An 18886-nucleotide genomic window follows, 5' to 3' on the forward strand; every position below is an offset into this window, starting at 1 on the left:
ATCCGCGTCCCCGCTTAGCTGCCGGCGCCAGCGGCAGCCTTTCCTGCCTTCGTCATCCCGGCGAGGGGCAGGGTGGCTGTTGCCCGCCGGACGCCTTTCCCAGGAATTCCTCCATGGACTTTTCCCGTTTCTTCATCGACAGGCCGATCTTCGCGGCGGTGCTGTCGATCGTGATCTTCGCCGCAGGCCTGATCACGATTCCGATCCTGCCGATCAGCGAGTACCCCGAAGTGGTGCCGCCGTCGGTGGTCGTGCGCACGGTCTATCCGGGCGCCAATCCCAAGGTCATTGCCGAGACCGTCGCCACGCCGCTTGAAGAGGCGATCAACGGCGTCGAAGGCATGATGTACCTGAAGTCGGTTGCCGGCTCGGACGGCGTGCTGCAGATGACCGTCACCTTCCGCCCGGGCACCGACCCGGACGCGGCGGCGGTGAAGGTGCAGAACCGCGTGGCCCAGGCCCAGGCACGCCTGCCCGAGGACGTGCGCCGGCAGGGCGTGACCACGCAGAAGCAGTCGCCCACCTTCCTGATGGTGGTGCACCTGACCTCGCCGCAAGGCAAGTACGACACCCTGTACCTGCGCAACTACGCCCGCCTGCACGTCAAGGATGCGCTGGCGCGCATTCCGGGCGTCGGTGACGCGCAGATCTTCGGTGGCGGCGACTACGCCATGCGTGCCTGGCTGGACCCGGACAAGGTGGCGTCGCGCGGCCTGACCGCCAGCGACGTGGTGCGCGCCATGCGCGAGCAGAACGTGCAGGTCTCGGCCGGCCAGCTTGGCGCCGAACCGCTGCCGGACAGCAAGTTCCTGACCCTGATCAACGCCCAGGGCCGGCTGAAGACCGAAAAGGAATTCGGCGACATCGTGCTCAAGAGCGGCACCGATGGCGAGATCGTGCGCCTGGCCGACGTGGCCCGCCTTGAACTGGGTGCCGGTGACTACACCCTGCGCTCGCAGCTGGATGGCAAGAACGCAGTCGGTATCGGTATCTTCCAGTCGCCGGGCGCCAACGCGCTGGAAATCCGCGACAAGGTCATCTCGACGATGGACGAGATGCAGAAGACCATGCCGGCCGACGTGAAGTACGAAGCGGTGTATGACACCACCATCTTCGTGCGTGACTCGATCAAGGCCGTGGTCTCCACGCTGCTGGAAGCGATCGCGCTGGTGGTGCTGGTGGTGATCCTGTTCCTGCAGACCTGGCGCGCGTCGATCATCCCGTTGATCGCGGTGCCGGTGTCGGTGGTGGGTACCTTCGCCGCGCTGTACCTGCTGGGCTTCTCGATCAACACGCTGAGCCTGTTCGGCCTGGTGCTGGCGATCGGCATCGTGGTCGACGACGCGATCGTGGTGGTGGAGAACGTCGAGCGCAACATCGAAGAGGGCCTGTCGCCCACCGCTGCGGCCCACCAGGCCATGCGTGAAGTGTCCGGCCCGATCGTGGCGATCGCGCTGGTGCTGTGTGCCGTGTTCGTGCCGATGGCGTTCCTGTCCGGGGTCACCGGCCAGTTCTACAAGCAGTTCGCCGTCACCATCGCCATCTCCACGGTGATCTCGGCGATCAACTCGCTGACCCTGTCGCCGGCCCTGGCCGCACGCCTGCTGAAGGCCCACGGCGCACCGAAGGACGGCCCGAGCCGCCTGATCGACCGCCTGTTCGGCTGGGTGTTCCGTCCGTTCAACCGCTTCTTCAAGTCCAGCTCGGAGAAGTACGAGCGTGGCGTGGCCCGCATCCTCGGCCGTCGTGGCGCGGTGTTCGTGGTCTACGCGATCCTGCTGGTCGGTACGGGCGTGATCTTCAAGCTGGTGCCGCCGGGCTTCATCCCGACCCAGGACAAGCTGTACCTGATTGCGGGTGTGAAGCTGCCGGAAGGTTCGTCGATCGCACGCACCGATGAAATGCTGCGCAAGGTCGCCAAGATCGCCCAGGAAACCGATGGCGTCGCCCACACCATCTCGTTCCCCGGTCTGAACGCGCTGCAGTTCACCAACACGCCGAACACCGGTGTGGCGTTCATCCCGCTCAAGCCGTTCGCCGAGCGCCATGGCCGCACCGCCGCGCAGATCAACGCCGAGATCAACCAGAAGATCGCCGGCCTGCAGGAAGGCTTCGCGTTCGCGATGATGCCGCCGCCGATCCTCGGCCTGGGCAACGGCAACGGCTACCAGATGTTCATCGAGGACCGTGGCAACCTGGGTTACGGCGCGCTGCAGAACGCCGTCCAGGCGATGCAGGGTACCGTGGCGCAGACGCCGGGCATGGCCTTCCCGATTTCCAGCTACCAGGCCAACGTGCCGCAGCTGGATGCCGAGGTCGACCGCGTCAAGGCCAAGGCACAGGGCGTGCAGCTCACCGAGCTGTTCGACACCCTGCAGACCTACCTGGGTTCGGCCTACGTCAACGACTTCAACCAGTTCGGCCGTACCTGGCAGGTGATCGCCCAGGCTGACGGTCCGTTCCGCGAGACGGTCGAGGACATCGGCAAGCTGCGTACCCGCAACGACCGCGGCGAGATGGTGCCGATCGGTTCGATGGTCACCATCAAGCAGACCTTCGGCCCGGACCCGGTGCTGCGCTTCAATGGCTATCCGGCCGCTGACCTGGCCGGTGAAGCCGATCCGCGCCTGCTGTCGTCGGCCGAGGCGATGAACAAGCTGACCGAGATCGCCGGCAAGGTACTGCCGGTGGGCATGGCCACCGAATGGACCGACCTGAGCTACCAGCAGGCCACGCAGGGCAAGGCCGCGTTCATCGTGTTCCCGGTGGCGATCATGCTGGCCTTCCTGGTGCTGGCCGCGCTGTACGAAAGCTGGTCGCTGCCGCTGGCGGTGATCCTGATCGTGCCGATGACCCTGCTGTCTGCGCTGTTCGGCGTGTGGTTGACCGGCGGTGACAACAACGTGTTCGTGCAGGTTGGCCTGGTGGTGCTGATGGGCCTGGCGTGCAAGAACGCGATCCTGATCGTCGAATTCGCCAGAGAGCTGGAGATGGGCGGCAAGGGCATCGTTGAAGCCGCGCTGGAAGCCTGCCGCCTGCGCCTGCGCCCGATCGTGATGACCTCCATCGCGTTCATCGCCGGCACCGTACCGCTGGTGCTGTCGCACGGTGCAGGCGCCGAGGTGCGCTCGGTGACCGGCATTACCGTGTTCGCCGGCATGCTGGGCGTGACCCTGTTCGGCCTGTTCCTCACCCCGGTGTTCTACGTGGCGCTGCGCAAGCTGGTTACCCGCAATGGTGGCGGTCAGCTGGTGCAGCACGGCGAACCGACCATCCACCACTGATACGGAACTCCGCCGCCGGTCGTTGGCCGGCGGCCACTCTCCCCACAGACAAGGCATGCATCCATGAACACCCATCAGAACAAGATCGCGCTGGTGACCGGCGCCACCCGTGGCATCGGCCTGGAAACCGTGCGCCAGCTGGCAGAGGCCGGCGTGCACACGCTGCTGGCCGGTCGCAAGCGCGATACCGCGGTGGAGCTGGCCCTGAAGCTGCAGGCTGAAGGCCTGCCGGTCGAAGCCCTGCAGCTGGACGTGACCGACGCGGCCAGCATCGCCGAAGCGGTCGAGCAGGTGCGCCAGCGCCACGGTCGCCTCGACATCCTGGTCAACAATGCCGGCATCATGATCGAGAACCCGGCGCAGGCGCCGTCCGAGCAGTCGCTGGACACCTGGAAGCGCACCTTCGACACCAACGTCTATGCGCTGGTCGCGGTAACCCAGGCATTCCTGCCGCTGGTCAAGCAGTCCAAGTCCGGACGCATCGTCAATGTGTCCAGCATGCTCGGCTCGCAGACCCTGCACGCGGATCCCTCCTCGGGCATCTACGACTTCAAGATTCCGGCCTACAACGCGTCCAAGGCCGCAGTGAACAGCTGGACCCTGAGCCTGGCCTATGAGCTGCGCAACACGCCGATCAAGGTCAACACCGTGCATCCGGGTTACGTAAAGACCGACATGAACGGCGGCAACGGCGAGATCGAAATCAGCGAAGGCGCGCGTTCCAGCGTGGAAATGGCGCTGATCGGTGAATCCGGTGCCAGCGGCAGCTTCACCTACCTGGGCGAGGTGCTGCCATGGTGATCCGCACGTTGGCGATGGCCGTCTCCAGCCTGGTGCTGGCGGGCTGTGTCAGCGTCGGCCCGAACTACAAGGCCCCGGTGCAGGAACCGGTGGTCCTGCAGGGTGCACAGCAGCCGGTCTTCAGCACGGCCTCGCCGGTCGCCAGCTGGTGGGCGCAGTTCGATGATCCGGTGCTGGAGCAGCTGGTCCATGGTGCCCTGTCGGACAACCTGGACCTGCGCGTGGCCGTGGCCCGCGTCAGCCAGGCCCGCGCGGTGTTCGTCGAAAGCCGCCTTGACCAGGCCCCGCACATCACCGCAGGCGGCAGCTACGACCGCCGCAAGCAGCCCGATCCGCAGCTGGGTGGGCAGCGGGTGTTCAGTGAAAGCTACCAGCTCGGCTTCGATGCCGGCTGGGAGCTGGATCTGTTCGGCCGCAAGCGCCGTGCCGCCGAAGCCGCGCGTGCAGACCTCGGTGCCGAGCAGGCCAACCTGGCCGACGCGCAGGTACTGGTCGCCGCCGAAGTGGCACGCAACTACTTCGAGCTGCGTGGGACGCAGAAGCGCATCGCCGTGGCCCAGCACACGCTGGAGAACCTGCGCGATACGCAGAAGCTGACCGAGGCGCGTTGGGAACTGGGCGCCGGCAGCGAGCTGGACGTGCAGAGCAGCCGCGCGCGCCTGAAGGCGATCGAGGCCGACATCCCGCTGCTGGAAGTGGCCGAGACACAGTCGCGCAACCGGCTGGCCGTGCTGCTGGGACAGCGTCCGGAAGTACTGACCGACATGCTTGCGCCGCACGACGTGCCGGCCTTCGCCAAGGCATTGCCGCTGGGTGACACCCGCGAACTGCTGCGCCAGCGCGCCGACGTGCGCGTGGCCGAGCGGCGCCTGGCGGCCGCCACCGCGCGCGTGGGCGTGGCCACCGCCGATCTGTTCCCGCGGCTGTCGCTGTCCGGTTTCGTCGGCTTCCTTGGGGGCGATGCCAGCGGCCTGGTCAACGGCAACAACAAGGCCTGGTCGCTGACCCCGTCGCTGAGCTGGGCAGCGTTCGACTTCGGTACCGTGCGTGCGCGCCTGCGTGCCAGCAAGGCTGAAGCCGAAGGCGTGGCCGCGCAGTACGAACAGGCGGTACTGCTCGCCCTGGAGGACACCGAGAACGCGCTGACCCGCTATTCCAAGCAGCAGGCACGGTTGGCGATCGTGGTCGAGCAGGCGCAGGCGGCACGGCGTGCCGAATCGCTGGCACAGATCCGCTACCGCGAGGGCTCGGAGGACTTCCTGACCCTGCTCGACGCGCAGCGCACGCAGCTGGCTGCCGACGATGCCCTGGCGGCGGCCGAGGCCGAAGTCAACGTCAGCGTGGTGGGCGTCTACAAGGCACTGGGGGGCTGGGGGCAATCACCGCAGCCGCCCAGCGTGGCGCAACTGCAGTAGACCCGGGGGACGGGAGCGCTGGCTTCCGTCCCTTTCTTCTTTCAGGGCCACTGGTTGGCCGGCACCGCGCGGTCGCGCATGCGCACGACGCAGAATCGATGGCCGCTGGGCGCTTCCATCACCCACCAGCGTTTGACGAAGCCGATGCGACGGGCGCCGAGTTTTTCCAGGCGGTCGGCCTCGGCATCGATGTCGTCGCTCTCGATGTCCAGGTGCACCCGTGACGGGTGATCGACGCGTTGCACCTCCACGTCCAAGCCTGCCGGCGCGCCCAGCAGGTCGGCGTACTCGGCGCCGCCTTCGGCACGTGCCGCCTGCGCCTGCAGGCCCAGCGCGGCGGCCCAGAAGCGGGCAGCCTCGTCGGCGGGCATGTCCTGGCAGTCGATGATGAATCCGGCCAGCCGGCTCTGGTGTGCCATGTCCTGCTCCGCGGTCCAGGGGGATGCGGCAGGGTAGCGCGGTGCCCGGCGTGGACATCTTCACGTCCGTGACGTTTCTGACTCTGCCGAAACGGCGTCCCGCCGTGTAACTAGTGGGTCAGGCACCTGGGAGGACAAGCAATGGCGGACGGATGGCGGGATACCCAACGGATGTTGTTCGGCGATCCGGGCCCACCCGGTGCCGGGTTGTCGGTGGCGGTCGTGGTGCTGCTGGTGCTGGCGACGATGGCCGCTGCGGTCGGTTTCCTGCGCCTGCAGGATTCGATGCTCGGGCTGGGCCTGATCGGTGTGGCCGTGTTCCTGGCGATCGGCGCCCGCATCTGCCAGGCGCGCGACCAGCATCAGGCGCTGTATCGCCTGCTGTCGCGGCAGCCACCGCTGTAACGGCGGCTGCCGTGGCTGCTCAGTGCTTGGGCCAGTCCAGCTCGACCACCAGCGGGAAGTGGTCCGACGGCAGCACGCCATCGACGCGTCGGTCGTCGGTCAGGAAGCTGCGCGCATGGAAGCCGCGCACCAGCACCCAGTCCAGCTGCACGGTGGCCTTGCCGGTGAAATCATGGAAGGTCAGCCGCGGGCCCTGCGGGGCCTTCACCTGGGTTCGGGTGTCCTGCAGCACGCGGGTGAACGCCTTGTAGGTGTCGCCGCCGGGTTCGCTGTTGAAGTCGCCGGTCAGCACGACGGGCAGATCGGCCGGCAGCTTGGCCACGCGCGTGCCGATCAGTTCGGCACCCTTGACCCGCCGCGGTTCGTCTTCGTCGCGGTAGGGGAGGTGGGTGTTCATGAAGTAGAAGCGGCGGCCGTCGTCGATGCGGCGGAACAGCGCCCAGGTCACCATGCGCGGATACAGGTTGCCCCAGGTGATGCTGCCCGGCACGTCCGGTGTGTCGGACAGCCAGAAGTTGCCTGATTGCTCGATCGCCAGCACATTGCTGTCGTAGAACACACCCATGTGCTCGTCACCGCTGCCCCCGCGGCGGCCCTCGCCGAACCAGCGATAGCCGGGCAGGTGCCCGGCCAGGTAGTCGGCCTGCTCCTGCACCAGTTCCTGGGTGCCGATCACTGCGGGGTGTGCATCGAGGATGACCTTCACCATCGCGTCGCGGCGGTCAGGCCAGCGCTTGCCGGGTTCGGTATCGGCCGGGGTGCGCACATTGAACGACATCACCTTCAACGGCGCGGGGGCAGCCGCCCAGGCGCTGGTGAGAGGCAGGGCAAGCGCCAGCAGCGCAGAGAGCGCGGGGCGACGGAAACGCGACAACATCGTGGAATCCCTCCATTCCATGAAAACGGTTTCACGGAGCATCGCACGGATTGCCGGTGGATGGCTGTGCACGCGCTGGCGGCATCTGTCGGGAATGGGGCGTATTCAGCCTGGCGTTGACGGCGCATTGACCCGTCAGACCGGGCCTGCGTGCTAGAACGGCCGTGCCGGCCATTGAACCCGGCATCGCAGCAGCAAACCCACAACGGAACCACAAGGAGCTGTGCCATGACACGATTGATTCGCGCCCTGCAGGTGTCGCTGAACCTGCGTTCGGACAATTCCACCCAGTGCATCCGTTCCAAGTATCGCTACTGGAACATCTTCTGACCGGAAGGACGCCACATATTCGATGACATCGCCAGGGAAGGTCGATGATCTTCCCTGGCATCGGGGGCAGTGCATGGATGAGCGTGCAGCGGATGCGGAAGTGGTTTCCATCGACGACCTGCTCGATCGCGTGCGCCGCGAAGGGCCGGTGCTGCGCTTCAACAATGATGTTGTCGGCATCTTTGATCCGGCCCTGGCGGTCAGGGTCGACAAGGCCAACACCGACCGGCACACAGTACCGGATTCGCTGATTGACTATCTTGGCCTGCGCCGTGCCCGCGACCCGGTCGCATGGAGTGAGGTGCGTGGACTACTGAGCGAACAGGCCGGACGCCTGGCCAGCCCCGGGCACATGCGCGATCTCTACGCGCGCATGCACGGCTTTCTCGTCCAGCGTGCTGATCGTGCGCATGACCTCAGCGAACTGAGCTGGTGGACGATCTCGCAGTCGCTGTTGCCGCTGCTGATCGATGGCCTCAGCCGCGCCGACGTCGAAGCACTCATCGGCGAACAGAAGACCCGCTACAACGCCATCGTGCTGCAGAACTTCTCGTTCTGGCGGCGGATCATCGACTTCCACCTTTCCCGCCGCGCGGCGCGCACCGTGTCACGGCACATCCGGCGCCGTGCGCGGGAGAGCGCGCCGCGCGAGGACTTCCTGCAATCGCTGCTGCCGCTGGTAGAACGGGTCGGGGTGGACCGGGTGGCCTATCTGGTGTCGATGGTGCTGGCCGGCATGTCGGGCCTGCCCGGTATCACTGCCGCCAGCCTGCTCTACGCGATGCACCGTTTTCCGCACTGGCATGCGCGCATTCGCGAGGAAACCTCGGCGCTGAGCCTGGAGCAGCTGTATGCACTGCCGATCAAGTCCCTGCCGTGCACGTCGCGTTTCGTCAAGGAAACTCTGCGGCTGTGGCCGGGACTGTTCGCCCTGCATCGTCCCGCCTCGCACGATATCGACATCGAGGGTGTCTGCATCCGCAAGGGTGGGGCATACGAGCTGTCATCCTACTTCCAGCATCATTCGCCGGAGTACTGGCAGAACCCGGACAGCTTCGATCCGGATCGCTGGTTGCCCGAGCGCCGACAGGCCAACAAGGGCGCCTATGTCCCGTTCGGATTCTCATCGCGTGCCTGCATCGGCAGCGCGGTCGGCCATGCCCAGCTGCTGCTGTTCTGCGCGCTGGTGACCCGCGATTTCGAGTTGTCGGTGCAGGAGGTGCCAGCACCCTGGATGCAGCTGGAGGGCTTTGCCATCCCGGTCGACTTCATCGGTACGTTGACGCCGCGGCGCGCATGACGGTGGCCACCGCGCGGGGCTCAGTCGTCGATCTCGCCTCGGCGGGCGGCCGCGCGCACCGCCTGCGCGGTGGTGGCCACACCCAGCCGTTGCCGCGCTCGACGCAGGTGGTTCTCCACCGTGCGCGCAGACAGCCCCAGTGTGGCCGCGATGTCCGCCTGGCGCCGCCCGGCCGCGACCCAGCGCAGCACTTCACGTTCGCGCGCGCTCAAGGTGCCCGCGGGAACCTGCGCAGGCGCTTCGGCCAGACGCCGCGCCGCACGGAAGGCGGACGTGCCGACCATGTCCAGCAGCACGCGCGCGCTGGCGGACGCATCAATCGAGGTGCCGGCGAAGCTGACCGCGCCTTCCAGACCGGTCGGGCCGAACACCGGAACCTGCAGCCCATGCAGGCCATCGCCGCGCGGCTGCTTCACCACCAGATAGCGTTCGCCGCGCACGCCCTGGCGCTTGCTCCAGAAGAACGGCGCCGTGCTGTCCAGTACATGGCGGTTGACCGGGCAGGCGTGGAGGTAGCGGGCGAGCCCGGTAGCGCTGCCGTCGTCGAACCAGTCCCCTTCGATCCAGTACACGCGCTGTGCGCCGCGTTCCAGGCCGGTGCCGGTGGCGAACACCAGCAGGCGGTCGTAGCCCAAGGGTGAGGCGGCGCGGCGCAGCACGCCGCCCACCGCGGCCAGTGAGCGCGCCTGTTCCAGTTCCAGCAACGCGGACACCAGCGCGGGCACTGGCTCAGCGCCCGACCAACGCGTCCAGCAGCGTACGCGCGGCCAGCTTGCCCAGCGCGTTGCCCGCCAGCGGACTGTCGCCGGTCAGCAGCAGCCGATCCTGCAGCACGCTGCCATCGATGCCCTCATTGACGATCTGCACGCCCTGCTGCGCCAGCCGCTCACCGAAGAACCAACGCAGCTGCCCCGGCATGTAGCCGATCTCCGGCGTCTGCCGGTCCATCGCGTCGGGGAACGCGCAGATGCGGTAGCCACGGAACAGCGAGCTGCCTTCAGCTTCGTTGACGCCCGCCGCCAGCAGCGCCGCCGGTCCATGGCAAAGGGTGATGATGTGGCGCTGCGCGGCCATGGCCCAGTGCAGCGCGGCCTTCACTGCTGCGCTCTCCGGAAGGCCGATCAGTGCGCCATGGCCACCGGGAATGAACACGGCGGCATAGTCCGAATCGGCTCCCAGGCCGGCCACCACCGCGTCCAGCTGCAACGGCTGGCGGAAGCGCGCCTCGTAGCGTTCGTACAGTGCGCCGATCTCGCGGTCCTCGCGCGGGAAGGCCCACCATTCGAACTTGACGGGGTTGCCGGACAGCGTTGCCACGTCGATCCCGAAGCCGGCCTTGTCCAGGTGGTACATCGGCAGCAAGGTTTCCACGGGGTGGTTGCCGGTGGAGAACAGGTGGCCATTGGCGGTCGGCAGGTAACGCTCATCGGCAGCGATCATCAGCACCTTCCAGCGGCCGTCGCGGCGTGCATCCGGGTACTCGGCCCCGGACAGGTTGCTCTGGGGCGATGTGAACTGCGACAGCGAGTACGGCGACGGGAAGAAGGCATCGCGCTCGGCCGGATCGGGGCTGGGCTGGCGGCTGGGCTCTTGCGTGTGCATGCGGACCTCCGTGGGGGAAAGTGGACCCAGCATAAAAGGCCGCGCGCGCAGCCACGATGAGGGATTCCCCTCAATCGGGCCCTGCTACTTCAGCGGCGTCCGGTGCTGCTGCATGTCCTCATGCAGGATCCTGCGCAGTTCAACGATGGCCGGCGTGGCTTCCTGCACGCTGTGCCCGGACACGATCACCTTCTCCGAATCCGCATGCGGCAGGTGCGAGCTCCAGTAGGGCACCAGCCCGTCATCGGTCTTTTCCAGCGGGCCGTCGGCCTTGGCGCGGGCGATGATGGAGTGGTAGTGCACCCTGGGAGACATCGGCAGGTCGGTTACGGCCCGGACGAACGGGTCATCCTTGTCCAGATTCTGGATGCTGTTCATCTGGTAGCCGTGCTTGCCATCGGTGCGGTCGATCTGGCCGTCGTTGGCCAGCGTCGCCACGTCTTCCAGCACGGTCAGCGGCAGCCGGACCAGGCGGCCGATCCAGCGGCCGAGGCGGGTGCCGGCCACGTCGGTGCCGCGATGCGGGGTGGCGATGAACACCACCCGCGATACTTCCGGCTCCGGCAGGAAGGTCAGCACCGGCGCGCCCTTGGTGCGCAGCAGCTCGCGCTGGGCAGGCGTCATCTGCGCGGTGGCCAGCAGGGTATCGACCAGGTGGTCACCCGAGGAGGAGACCATCAACCGTGCGATCACTCCCCCCATGCTGTGCCCGACCAGGACCATGTCATGCGAGGCCTGCGCCTTGCCGCTGGGGTCGAAGTGCCTGAACACCTCGGCCAGCGTGTGGCGCATCGCATCGTGGCTCATCGCGATGGGCATGTTGGTGGGGTAATAGAACTGCCAGACCTGGAACGCCTGGCGGATCTCGTCGTCGCGCAGCAGTTCGTTGGCCACGTTGACCCACGCTTCCGGACTGCTGGCCAGGCCATGGATCATCAGCAGCACGCGACGGTTCGGGTCGTAGGGCTGCATCATGTACAGATGCGGCGTGTCGATGCCGCCCTTGCCACCGAACAGCGTGCGCAACGACTGGCGGCTGAAGTTGGAGCGGGCCAGCCACAGCGCGTAGCCGGCGGTGAAATTGGCTGCCAGCGGCACCTGCTGGCCGTGCAGGGTCACTTCCGAGACCTGGTAGGGATCGTGGATCTCCAGTTCCGGCTCGTCGTCATGCAGCACTTCCCACAGGTTCTTTCCCGAGAAGCGCAGCAGCACCGTCATCGATGGCGAAGGCATCTCGCTCCAGCTCTGCGTGGCAGAACGTCCTGCCTGCGCCGCCTGCGCCGCCGCCGGAGGCGGAGTAGTCGTGCTGCCGGCCGGGTCGTCCATCACCGCCACCAGCTCGGCACCGAAGCCATCGCGGCGGTGCACGCTGCGCAGCGTGCCGGTGAACGACAGCGAGGCGGCAGGTACCAGCTCGCTGGGGGTGCGCTGGTCCAGCGCCGATGCTTCGTCTGAAGGGGCCAGCACGAAGGTCCAGCGGCCCAGCCGGAGGTGGTTGGCCGTGTTGTGCACGCGCCCGGTGGCATAGGCATCGTACAGCTGCACCGAAGCCTCCTGCACCGCCAGGTTGTAGTAGTCGCGCACCTGGGTCTGGCGGTCCTCGAACCCCCGCTGGTTGGCGGTGCGCTCGGTGAAGAACAGATAGGCATAGGCCTGGCGCGCGACCTGCATCCACGCGTCCAGGCGCGGCTGGAAGTCGGCATCCAGCTCGGTGATTGCAGTCTTGGCCCGGCCTGACGCGGAGTATTCGCGCTTCGGCGCCGGCAGGGTCATCGCATACTGCAGCCACAGCTCGGCCAGGCTGGAGCGCTTGTCTTCCTCGCGCACCACGATGCTGCCTTCCATCGCCTCGATGCAGGGAAGGCCGGGCTTGGCACAGGCCCCCTCATCGAGCCCGGCCACGCGCAGGGTCTCGGTGGTCGCCGCGCTGAGCTTGCCGGAGGTGAGGATGTCACCGCGCTTGAGCGCGATGTACTGGCCGGGCGTGACCGAAGCGACCTGCACCGACGGCCCGAACTGGCGCAGCGTCGCGCAGCCGCCCAGGGTGAGCAGCACGGTGATGATGAGGGTCGTGCGGCCGATCAAGCCCAAGCCCGTGGTAGCCATGCGATCCTCCTGCGCGGTGGCGCCACTCTAGCGGGCGGTCTGTCAACGTGGAATCTACCGGCTGGGTCGGGGTGGTGCTGGGCTCATTCGCCCTGCGTGCCATCCAGGTATCGCCGTGTGACACTGCGGAGTATCAAGGGACGCAGTGATCGCGATGACCTGGCTGGAAAACCGTATTCCCCCGCCCGTGGTGATGCTGCTGTGGGCTGCTGTCGGATATGCAGCATGCGGCCTGTGGCCGGGTTTTGACTTCCGGGCGCCGGTGCCGGTGCTACTGGCGGGTCTGACGATGACGCTCGGTGTGGTGCTGAACCTGCTGCCCAAGGTGTCCTTCCGGCGAGCAGGCACCACCGTCAATCCGCTGCGACCTTCAGCCTCGAGCGTGCTGGTTACCAGCGGCATCTACCGCCGCACACGAAATCCGATGTATCTGGGCCAGGCGCTGGTTCTGCTGGGGGCCATGATGTACCTGCAGAACCTGATCGCGCTGCTGGTGGTACCGCTGTTCCTGGCGTACATCACCCGGTTGCAGATCCTGCCGGAGGAGCGTGCACTGATGGCCCGCTTTCCCGAGGCGTACGTGCAGTACTGTCGCCGGGTGCCGCGCTGGCTGTAGCGTTGGCTACGCCATCAGCCGCTGATCTGGCACTTCACCGCGGCCGAATAGCCTTCGTAGTCGTCGCCGGCGACCACGTGCAGCGTGTGGCGCTTGTCGACGCGCTTCACGTACGACGGTTCTTCGGTATTGGCGTGCTCGTTGACCCCGGTCACCGACCAGGTCCTGGCCAGGCGCTTGGCATCGACGCCGTTCAAGTACACGAAGAGGCTCTTCTCGCCTTCGGCCACGTTCACATCGGCACCGGTGACCGTGCCGCCAAACAGCGCGACCGGCTTGTCCTCCGGCTCGAACGTGCCAGCTGGCTTCTTGGCCAGGCCGGCCGCCTGCAGCGCGTCGATGGCGTCGGCCGCACTGAAATCCGAGCCGGGCTTGCAGGCCAGCAGGGCTTCCAGCGTGGCGGTGCCGGGCGGCGCGATGGCCGGTGCCGCGGCGCGCGTGGCTGGGGTTGCGGCGAGGGCGGTGAGGAGAAGGGAAACCGTGAGGGCAGCTTTCATGGCAGATCCTTCTGGCGGTCGCGGGGTCAGGGCTGTTGTGTGGGGGGGGGGGGCACCCCGATCGTGCGCCACACGTCCCGCGCGACGTGCAGGCACAAAAAAGCCGGAACCCCAGTTGACGGGAGATCCGGCTTCTTGCGGCCTCGACAGGCCATACAGATGGTGGAGGTGGGCCCTACCGCAATGTGAACGTAAGTTTTTGATGGTGAAGGTGGTTGGTGCTGGTGTCCGAATCAGATACCCCCAGCAATACCCCCACTTTATGCAGCCTTGGCGGGTTCAATTCCATCCCGCTCGGCAACCCGGGCGGCCTGCCAGGCGTCCACCTCGGCCTCGATCCAGCCTACCGCGTTGCCGCCGAGCGGCACAGGCGCAGGGAATGTGCCGGCGCCGATCCGGTCATAGATCGTGGTCTTGCCCAAACCCGTGCGGCGCCTGACCTCGGGCATCTTGATGAAAACGAGCGGCTCGGTGGCCATGTTGTCCTCCTTCAGATCGACGCCAGCGCCGCGCGCTGGGTCTTGGGTTGGCGCTCGGCTAGCCCGAGTTGGAACTGCAGGACGTTGTCGGCCGCAGTAGGCAGTGCGGCTGGGCGCGCGCTGCGTTCGGGGCGGTTTAGCCTGCGCCACGCTGCGATGGCCTTCTCGGGATCGGCGTGCTTGCTGGTCGACCTGCAGGCGCACTCGATCAGGTGGCCACCGCCGGCGGAGGCGCAGCGCTTGTCGTGGATGTGGCGCGCGCGGTGGCCGGCGGCGCAGTTCGGCAACCCTTCCGGGTGGCTGATATGTTCCTGGGTCATGGCTTCTTGCACTCCTCGATGTGGGGGACCAGCTTTTCCAGCAGGAAGGCGGCTTGCTCGGCGCGCCTGCGGCATTCGTACGGGTTGAGGTTCTGACGGGCGTCCCTGAGCCATTCCAGCGGCTCGACCAGCCACTGCGGGTCGAACGGGAGCAGGGTTCGCGGGTCGACCTTCTCGACCAGCGGGGAACAATCAGGGCCGGCCCAGTCCTCGGGATCGCCGCACCTGGTGCACACGCCTGCCTTGAACGCGTGGTCGCGCTCCGGCTGGATGACACGCGGGGTTTCCCACAGGGCTCGCACGACCCAGCCGCGCTTGGCGGCGTGATAGAAGTGCTCAGAGGTGGCAGTCACCCAGCACCCGGGCCCCACGTCGTTCTTGTTGCGGTACTCCCAGCGCACGGGCGGTTGCGAGTACAGCTCCTGCAGGAGGGTCTCGCCCCACTCGCGAACCTGGTCGGCAGAGATTGGCGCGCCGGCGGCGCCCAGGCGGAGCATGGTGGTGACGACAGCTGCGACACGCGACGATGCCTTGGTGGCCTCGACAACAGTGGCCGGGGAAATGGGCAGTGGTGCAGTCATGCGAACAGGTCCAGTTGGGCCGGCAGTGCCGGTGCGCGCGGCGGTGCCGGCAGTGGGGCGCAAGTGCTGGCACGCATGCGCGCGCGCTGTGCAGCGTTGAAGGCGAACCAGAAGCCGAGGCCGTGCCGGCGCGCCCGGCATTCGGTCATCAGCACGCGCGCTGTGTGCTTGGCCTGTGCAGCGGCAGGTAGCGAGCCAGCCGCCAGACTGGATGCTGTCGCCTTGCCGTAGTCAGCTGTACAGTGCTGCAAGTCCCCTACCGCGCTCGGCCCATGACTACCCGTGGCTTTCATCGAACCCTGCGCGGTTTCCACGATGGCTACCATTTCGTGCTGACCATCACCAGCAGCGTGGATGACGTTTTCGCGTACACAGCCGAAGTCGACGGCATCGCTGTCGACTTGCGATCCGAGGGCGTGATCAGGAGCAAGGGCGACGCTATGCAGCTCGGCATGGCTGCGGTTGAGCGCCACGTGGCGGGCCTTACCCCTAAGCGCTGAAGGCGCGCTGGTAGAAGCCGTGGGGAGCAGCTGGTCAGCCATGTGGCGCCGCCTTCTCCGCCTTCTCGACGGCTTCGATGATCGGCGTCACCAGGCGCACGAACGTCACCCACGGATGCGGGTCGGAGCTCGACGCTACGGCGCAGTCTCGCGCGTGCTGGAACTGGAAGTGTGCGTAGTTGGTCAGCTGGGCACGGTCGCACTCGCGGCAACGGATGTAGTCGCCGTCCATGTTCCAGCGCCCGGCAAACTCGCAGAGCGCTGCGTTCGCTTCGTGCAGGTCGCCACTGGCGATGTACTTGGGATCAGCCATTGCCCACCGCCTTGCCGTCGATCAGGGCCAGCACGGCTTCTGCCTCAGCCTCGATTGCGTCGATGCCCGATTCCTCCGGCGTTTCCGCCCAGTCGTCAATCCAATTCAGCAGCGACTGAATCGAAGCGCGGGCACGGCCCAGGTCCACGGCCTGCGTGGGCGGGGCGGCGAGTGCTTCGCCGTCAGTCAGCTGTTCCAGCAGCCAATCGAAGGCACCGTTAACGCTACAACCGCACTGGATCAGGTCCTTGGCTTGGTCCACCAGGTCTTCGTAGTCGATGACCGGCTCCCCCACCGGCTGGCGGGCGGCGATCTTCTTGCCTTCCTCGAAGCCTTCCATGTACGCGGCACGCTCGCTCTCGGTCCGCGCACGCAGCTCATCGCAGCCTTGCACATACACCGGCTGGCGGGCGGCGAGGCCAGCTGCCAGCGCGGCGCGCATACGGTCTCGGCTGGACCATTCCTCGTTGTAGGTCGACCAACCGTTCGGTCCGAGCGCGGCTTTGACCATGTCGTCCGTCACTTCCCCCTGACCACCCGGGGAGGGCCGGGTGGAGAGGTATTGCCAAGCGCGCCACGCCTTTGCCGTCACCTCGAAGGGATAGCCACCGAACTTGCCCCGGGCAAGCGGCAGACCTTCCGTGCGGCCCCACGCCTCGAACCGCGCCCGCTCGGCCTGATCCCCCAGCCTCACCGTCCCACCGGGCTGCACGTCCGCCAGGGTGGCGCGCGCTGCAGGCGGATTGGGCGTATCGATCGGCCCCATTGCGTCGTAGGGCTCGCGCGCGGCGGCCGTGATCTTGTCGTTGCTCATGCCTGCATGTCCTTGCTGTTGGTGGAGCGCGCGCCGCGCGCCCTGGCTTCAAGTTGTTCGGCCACGCCGAGGTAGTAGGCATGCCGTTCCAGACGGATCGATTCGGGGAACTGGAAGTGCCTCAGCGACTCTTCCGCCTGCACGCGCCAGGCGGCTGCCTCGCGCGCTGGGTCGTCGTCGAAAATGTCCATCTGGACCGGCTTGGCCATGGGTCAGTGCTTGTCGACGGCGCGGTGACGGCTGTAGCCCATGCCTTCGATGGGGATCCCGCACCAGGTGAGAGTTGCGCCGGGGATCGGCTCGGGCTTCGCTTCCCGCCACGGCTGCTTGGACCCCGCCTTGCGCGCCCGCATCCATGCCGCCTTGGCTTCATCACGATGAGGCTTCTGCATGCGGGCGAGGATCCGGCGCACACAGTGCTTCAGGTCTGAAGCCTGCACGACGATGCGCGGTGGCCGCTGGCCCTTGGCGGTGGTATAGCCCTCAACGAACCCGGCAACCTGCTCGCGGATCAGTTCAACTCGGGGGAGTTCGCCGTTCTCCTTCTTGGCGAACTCGGGCTCGTGCTGGAAATCGACAACGACTGAATCGGTCATGGCGGATCTCGATGTGGAATGGTTTGCCGGCTGTTGGAACCCGGCCGGCGCGGGTTCCCTGCGCTACAGGGGGAGAGCGCAGGGCAGGGGATCATTGGGTGTCGTCGGCGGGCAGCGGTGCGCGCGCTCTCTCCGCCGAGCGCTGGCGCATCTCGTCGCGGAACGCGGGCCAGTTGCCCCGTAGGTCGCGTACGCCGCACCAGGTGAAGAAGACAACGCCAGCACCAAAGGGCGGGAGGAGGGAGCCGGCACCGGTGTAGATGGCGCGCGCGAGCAGCCCCAGCAGCAGGCCGACGACGACGGCGCAGTAGATGGGCAGGGCAAGGTGGCGCATCAGCGATGCCCCTTGACCGTCGCACGGACAGCGGTCCTTAAGCGATTCAGCTGTTGGCTTGCCCTGGCCTCGGCAGCCTGTTGCTTCACGCGAATTTGACAGTACGATTGCCTGCTGATCGTCTCCTGAGGAGCTTGGATGTACGTCGAGGTGTACCGCCGCTCAGGCTTATGGGCCCAACTGACGGGCACTGTTGGCTGGCGATGGCGCCTGCGAACATTCGACGGCGTGACGTTAATCGACGCACAAGAGACTTTCTCGGACCGGCGCAGTTGCCTTGCACTGGTAGCCCTGTTGATTTCAGGGCTCAATGCTCGTGTCGTGGACTCGCAGGTCAAGCGTGTCCTGCGCCGGAGTGGTGAAGACTGGCTCGAGGGTGAAGAGTTCAACCCAGCCATGCTTTGAAAGGTAGGGGGAGCATTCATCTTGTTGGCTCTCATGCAGCACCTGCCTGTGCGCGTGCTGCGCGGCGGGCTGCAGCGACAGCGCCTGCAGCGCTCTTGCCCTGCCGCAGGACGGCATGGGCTGCGAGGCTGGCGGCGACGACGACTTGGTAGGGGAGGAGGCCCCATCGGCGCCCGGCGCGGGCGACGATGCCGGCGGCTGCAGCGGCGCGCTGAGCGGTGGAGTGGTTGGCGAGGGCGGCGCTCATGCGGCGGCGCCATGCTGCGCGGCGCGCAGCTGCTTCGCGGCTTCCAGCAGCTGGCCGGCATAGCGCTCGGCTTCGTCAGCGGACTGGAGGAGGCGGGCAGCGCCCAGGTCGGAAACCACCTTGGCGCTGAGGCTGTCGGCGGCGACGGTTGGCGTCGACTGGCGGACGCCGAGGGAAAGGATGGCCATGCGTGATCTCCTGCGCCCGGCCCCGGGATGGGGTTGCGTTGGGCGACGACCGTATATTAGGAGTGGCTAATCCTCCAGTCAATAGGAGTGGCTAATTTTATGGGCGGACCTGAGGCGGCTTCCGAGCAGCGACGCGATGTGGGTGCCCAAAGCGGTGAACTTTCCCCCAAAGGTGCATCGCCAGGCCCTACGCTGGAGCCGTGGATTGGTAGCCAGTGGAAGTGCCTGGTGGCAGGCCACCCACGCAGTGATACGGCCGAGTACGGGCTGGGAGACTGGTCGGACCGTCTAGTGTTAGCGAGTGGTGTCGCAGATGACTCGGGTGAGCGGAAGACACGGTTGGGCCTGTGAAGGAGTTTCAACTCAGTCTCATGAAACTAGTGAGACTACCCACAGAACTGTCCACATCCAGTCTCCGCTCGTCGGAAAGGCGCGGTCGGTATTGACAAGATGTGTT

At 66.8% G+C, this 18886-nt stretch carries 24 protein-coding genes; 7 read left to right on the plus strand and 17 right to left on the minus strand.

Annotated elements, in window-relative coordinates; all coding sequences use genetic code 11:
- Positions 1 to 113: 113 nt before the first annotated feature.
- From AC5P9C_RS14275 to AC5P9C_RS14285, 3 genes are all read left to right on the plus strand, one after another.
- Positions 114 to 3284, plus strand: a complete 3171-nt coding sequence (locus AC5P9C_RS14275; RefSeq protein ID WP_057493810.1) for an efflux RND transporter permease subunit — start codon at positions 114 to 116, stop codon at positions 3282 to 3284.
- 63 nt (positions 3285 to 3347) lie between these two features.
- Positions 3348 to 4085: an SDR family oxidoreductase gene (locus tag AC5P9C_RS14280; RefSeq protein WP_049470334.1), complete on the plus strand. Its 738-nt coding sequence runs from the start codon at positions 3348 to 3350 to the stop codon at positions 4083 to 4085.
- Positions 4079 to 5500, plus strand: coding sequence for an efflux transporter outer membrane subunit (locus AC5P9C_RS14285; RefSeq protein WP_049470332.1), 1422 nt, complete (start codon positions 4079 to 4081; stop codon positions 5498 to 5500). The genes AC5P9C_RS14280 and AC5P9C_RS14285 overlap by 7 nt, the downstream gene beginning before the upstream one ends.
- 41 nt (positions 5501 to 5541) lie before the next feature.
- On the opposite strand, the gene AC5P9C_RS14290 is transcribed toward AC5P9C_RS14285, so the two are convergent.
- Positions 5542 to 5919, minus strand: a complete 378-nt coding sequence (locus tag AC5P9C_RS14290) for a VOC family protein (protein ID WP_053463366.1) — start codon at positions 5917 to 5919, stop codon at positions 5542 to 5544.
- A 141-nt stretch (positions 5920 to 6060) separates the two neighbouring features.
- Here AC5P9C_RS14290 and AC5P9C_RS14295 point away from each other — a divergent pair, with 141 nt between their 5' ends.
- Positions 6061 to 6324: a hypothetical protein gene (locus AC5P9C_RS14295; RefSeq protein WP_049470327.1), complete on the plus strand. Its 264-nt coding sequence runs from the start codon at positions 6061 to 6063 to the stop codon at positions 6322 to 6324.
- Positions 6325 to 6343: 19 nt separating this feature from the next.
- On the opposite strand, the gene AC5P9C_RS14300 is transcribed toward AC5P9C_RS14295, so the two are convergent.
- Positions 6344 to 7201, minus strand: a complete 858-nt coding sequence (locus tag AC5P9C_RS14300; RefSeq protein ID WP_049470325.1) for an endonuclease/exonuclease/phosphatase family protein — start codon at positions 7199 to 7201, stop codon at positions 6344 to 6346.
- Positions 7202 to 7604: 403 nt separating this feature from the next.
- On the opposite strand from AC5P9C_RS14300, the gene AC5P9C_RS14305 reads away from it, so the two are divergent.
- On the plus strand, positions 7605 to 8831 hold the full coding sequence (locus AC5P9C_RS14305) for a cytochrome P450 (RefSeq protein ID WP_103282925.1): 1227 nt from the start codon (positions 7605 to 7607) through the stop codon (positions 8829 to 8831).
- 20 nt (positions 8832 to 8851) lie between these two features.
- Here the strand turns inward: AC5P9C_RS14305 and AC5P9C_RS14310 are convergent, their stop codons facing one another.
- The 3 genes from AC5P9C_RS14310 to AC5P9C_RS14320 all read right to left on the minus strand — a co-directional run bounded on the left by AC5P9C_RS14310 (position 8852) and on the right by AC5P9C_RS14320 (position 12539).
- On the minus strand, positions 8852 to 9556 hold the full coding sequence (locus tag AC5P9C_RS14310) for a PA1136 family autoinducer-binding transcriptional regulator (RefSeq protein WP_074726095.1): 705 nt from the start codon (positions 9554 to 9556) through the stop codon (positions 8852 to 8854).
- A 4-nt stretch (positions 9557 to 9560) separates the two neighbouring features.
- A complete protein-coding gene (hchA, locus tag AC5P9C_RS14315; RefSeq protein WP_074726094.1) occupies positions 9561 to 10433 on the minus strand; it encodes a glyoxalase III HchA in 873 nt (290 codons plus the stop codon).
- Between the two features lie 84 nt (positions 10434 to 10517).
- Entirely contained in the window at positions 10518 to 12539 is a 2022-nt protein-coding gene (locus AC5P9C_RS14320; RefSeq protein ID WP_074726093.1) for an esterase/lipase family protein, read from the minus strand.
- 154 nt (positions 12540 to 12693) lie between these two features.
- Between AC5P9C_RS14320 and AC5P9C_RS14325 the strand changes: the two genes are divergently transcribed.
- Complete coding sequence (locus AC5P9C_RS14325) at positions 12694 to 13155, plus strand: methyltransferase family protein (protein WP_049414606.1); 462 nt, start codon at positions 12694 to 12696, stop codon at positions 13153 to 13155.
- 14 nt (positions 13156 to 13169) lie between these two features.
- On the opposite strand, the gene AC5P9C_RS14330 is transcribed toward AC5P9C_RS14325, so the two are convergent.
- From AC5P9C_RS14330 to AC5P9C_RS14375, 10 genes are all read right to left on the minus strand, one after another.
- On the minus strand, positions 13170 to 13652 hold the full coding sequence (locus tag AC5P9C_RS14330; protein WP_343540610.1) for a hypothetical protein: 483 nt from the start codon (positions 13650 to 13652) through the stop codon (positions 13170 to 13172).
- Between the two features lie 260 nt (positions 13653 to 13912).
- The gene (locus AC5P9C_RS14335; protein WP_495205189.1) at positions 13913 to 14131 is read right to left on the minus strand and encodes a helix-turn-helix transcriptional regulator; all 219 of its coding nucleotides are present in this window, start codon (positions 14129 to 14131) and stop codon (positions 13913 to 13915) included.
- Between the two features lie 11 nt (positions 14132 to 14142).
- Positions 14143 to 14451 (minus strand): hypothetical protein, encoded by a 309-nt coding sequence (locus tag AC5P9C_RS14340; RefSeq protein WP_495205190.1) that lies wholly within the window; start codon positions 14449 to 14451, stop codon positions 14143 to 14145.
- A complete protein-coding gene (locus AC5P9C_RS14345; protein WP_495205191.1) occupies positions 14448 to 15032 on the minus strand; it encodes a hypothetical protein in 585 nt (194 codons plus the stop codon). The genes AC5P9C_RS14340 and AC5P9C_RS14345 overlap by 4 nt, the downstream gene beginning before the upstream one ends.
- Positions 15029 to 15574 (minus strand): hypothetical protein, encoded by a 546-nt coding sequence (locus AC5P9C_RS14350; RefSeq protein WP_495205192.1) that lies wholly within the window; start codon positions 15572 to 15574, stop codon positions 15029 to 15031. Before AC5P9C_RS14350 ends, AC5P9C_RS14345 begins: the two co-directional genes overlap by 4 nt.
- Positions 15567 to 15845 carry a hypothetical protein gene (locus AC5P9C_RS14355; protein ID WP_495205193.1) on the minus strand — a complete coding sequence of 93 codons (279 nt, stop codon included), beginning with the start codon at positions 15843 to 15845 and terminating at the stop codon, positions 15567 to 15569. Before AC5P9C_RS14355 ends, AC5P9C_RS14350 begins: the two co-directional genes overlap by 8 nt.
- Complete coding sequence (locus tag AC5P9C_RS14360; protein WP_495205194.1) at positions 15838 to 16659, minus strand: hypothetical protein; 822 nt, start codon at positions 16657 to 16659, stop codon at positions 15838 to 15840. The genes AC5P9C_RS14355 and AC5P9C_RS14360 overlap by 8 nt, the downstream gene beginning before the upstream one ends.
- The gene (locus AC5P9C_RS14365) at positions 16656 to 16868 is read right to left on the minus strand and encodes a hypothetical protein (RefSeq protein WP_161771697.1); all 213 of its coding nucleotides are present in this window, start codon (positions 16866 to 16868) and stop codon (positions 16656 to 16658) included. Before AC5P9C_RS14365 ends, AC5P9C_RS14360 begins: the two co-directional genes overlap by 4 nt.
- A 3-nt stretch (positions 16869 to 16871) precedes the next feature.
- Positions 16872 to 17255 carry a hypothetical protein gene (locus AC5P9C_RS14370; RefSeq protein ID WP_495205195.1) on the minus strand — a complete coding sequence of 128 codons (384 nt, stop codon included), beginning with the start codon at positions 17253 to 17255 and terminating at the stop codon, positions 16872 to 16874.
- Positions 17256 to 17346: 91 nt separating this feature from the next.
- Positions 17347 to 17589, minus strand: coding sequence for a hypothetical protein (locus tag AC5P9C_RS14375; RefSeq protein ID WP_495205196.1), 243 nt, complete (start codon positions 17587 to 17589; stop codon positions 17347 to 17349).
- Positions 17590 to 17727: 138 nt separating this feature from the next.
- Between AC5P9C_RS14375 and AC5P9C_RS14380 the strand changes: the two genes are divergently transcribed.
- On the plus strand, positions 17728 to 17994 hold the full coding sequence (locus AC5P9C_RS14380; RefSeq protein ID WP_134709539.1) for a hypothetical protein: 267 nt from the start codon (positions 17728 to 17730) through the stop codon (positions 17992 to 17994).
- 31 nt (positions 17995 to 18025) lie between these two features.
- Here the strand turns inward: AC5P9C_RS14380 and AC5P9C_RS14385 are convergent, their stop codons facing one another.
- Both AC5P9C_RS14385 and AC5P9C_RS14390 read right to left on the minus strand, forming a co-directional pair.
- Positions 18026 to 18241 carry a hypothetical protein gene (locus AC5P9C_RS14385; protein WP_372484157.1) on the minus strand — a complete coding sequence of 72 codons (216 nt, stop codon included), beginning with the start codon at positions 18239 to 18241 and terminating at the stop codon, positions 18026 to 18028.
- Positions 18238 to 18429: a hypothetical protein gene (locus AC5P9C_RS14390; RefSeq protein WP_197574486.1), complete on the minus strand. Its 192-nt coding sequence runs from the start codon at positions 18427 to 18429 to the stop codon at positions 18238 to 18240. Before AC5P9C_RS14390 ends, AC5P9C_RS14385 begins: the two co-directional genes overlap by 4 nt.
- Between the last annotated feature and the right edge of the window lie 457 nt (positions 18430 to 18886).

It is taken from the genome of Stenotrophomonas sp. YJH_SMC_10, assembly GCF_059371555.1.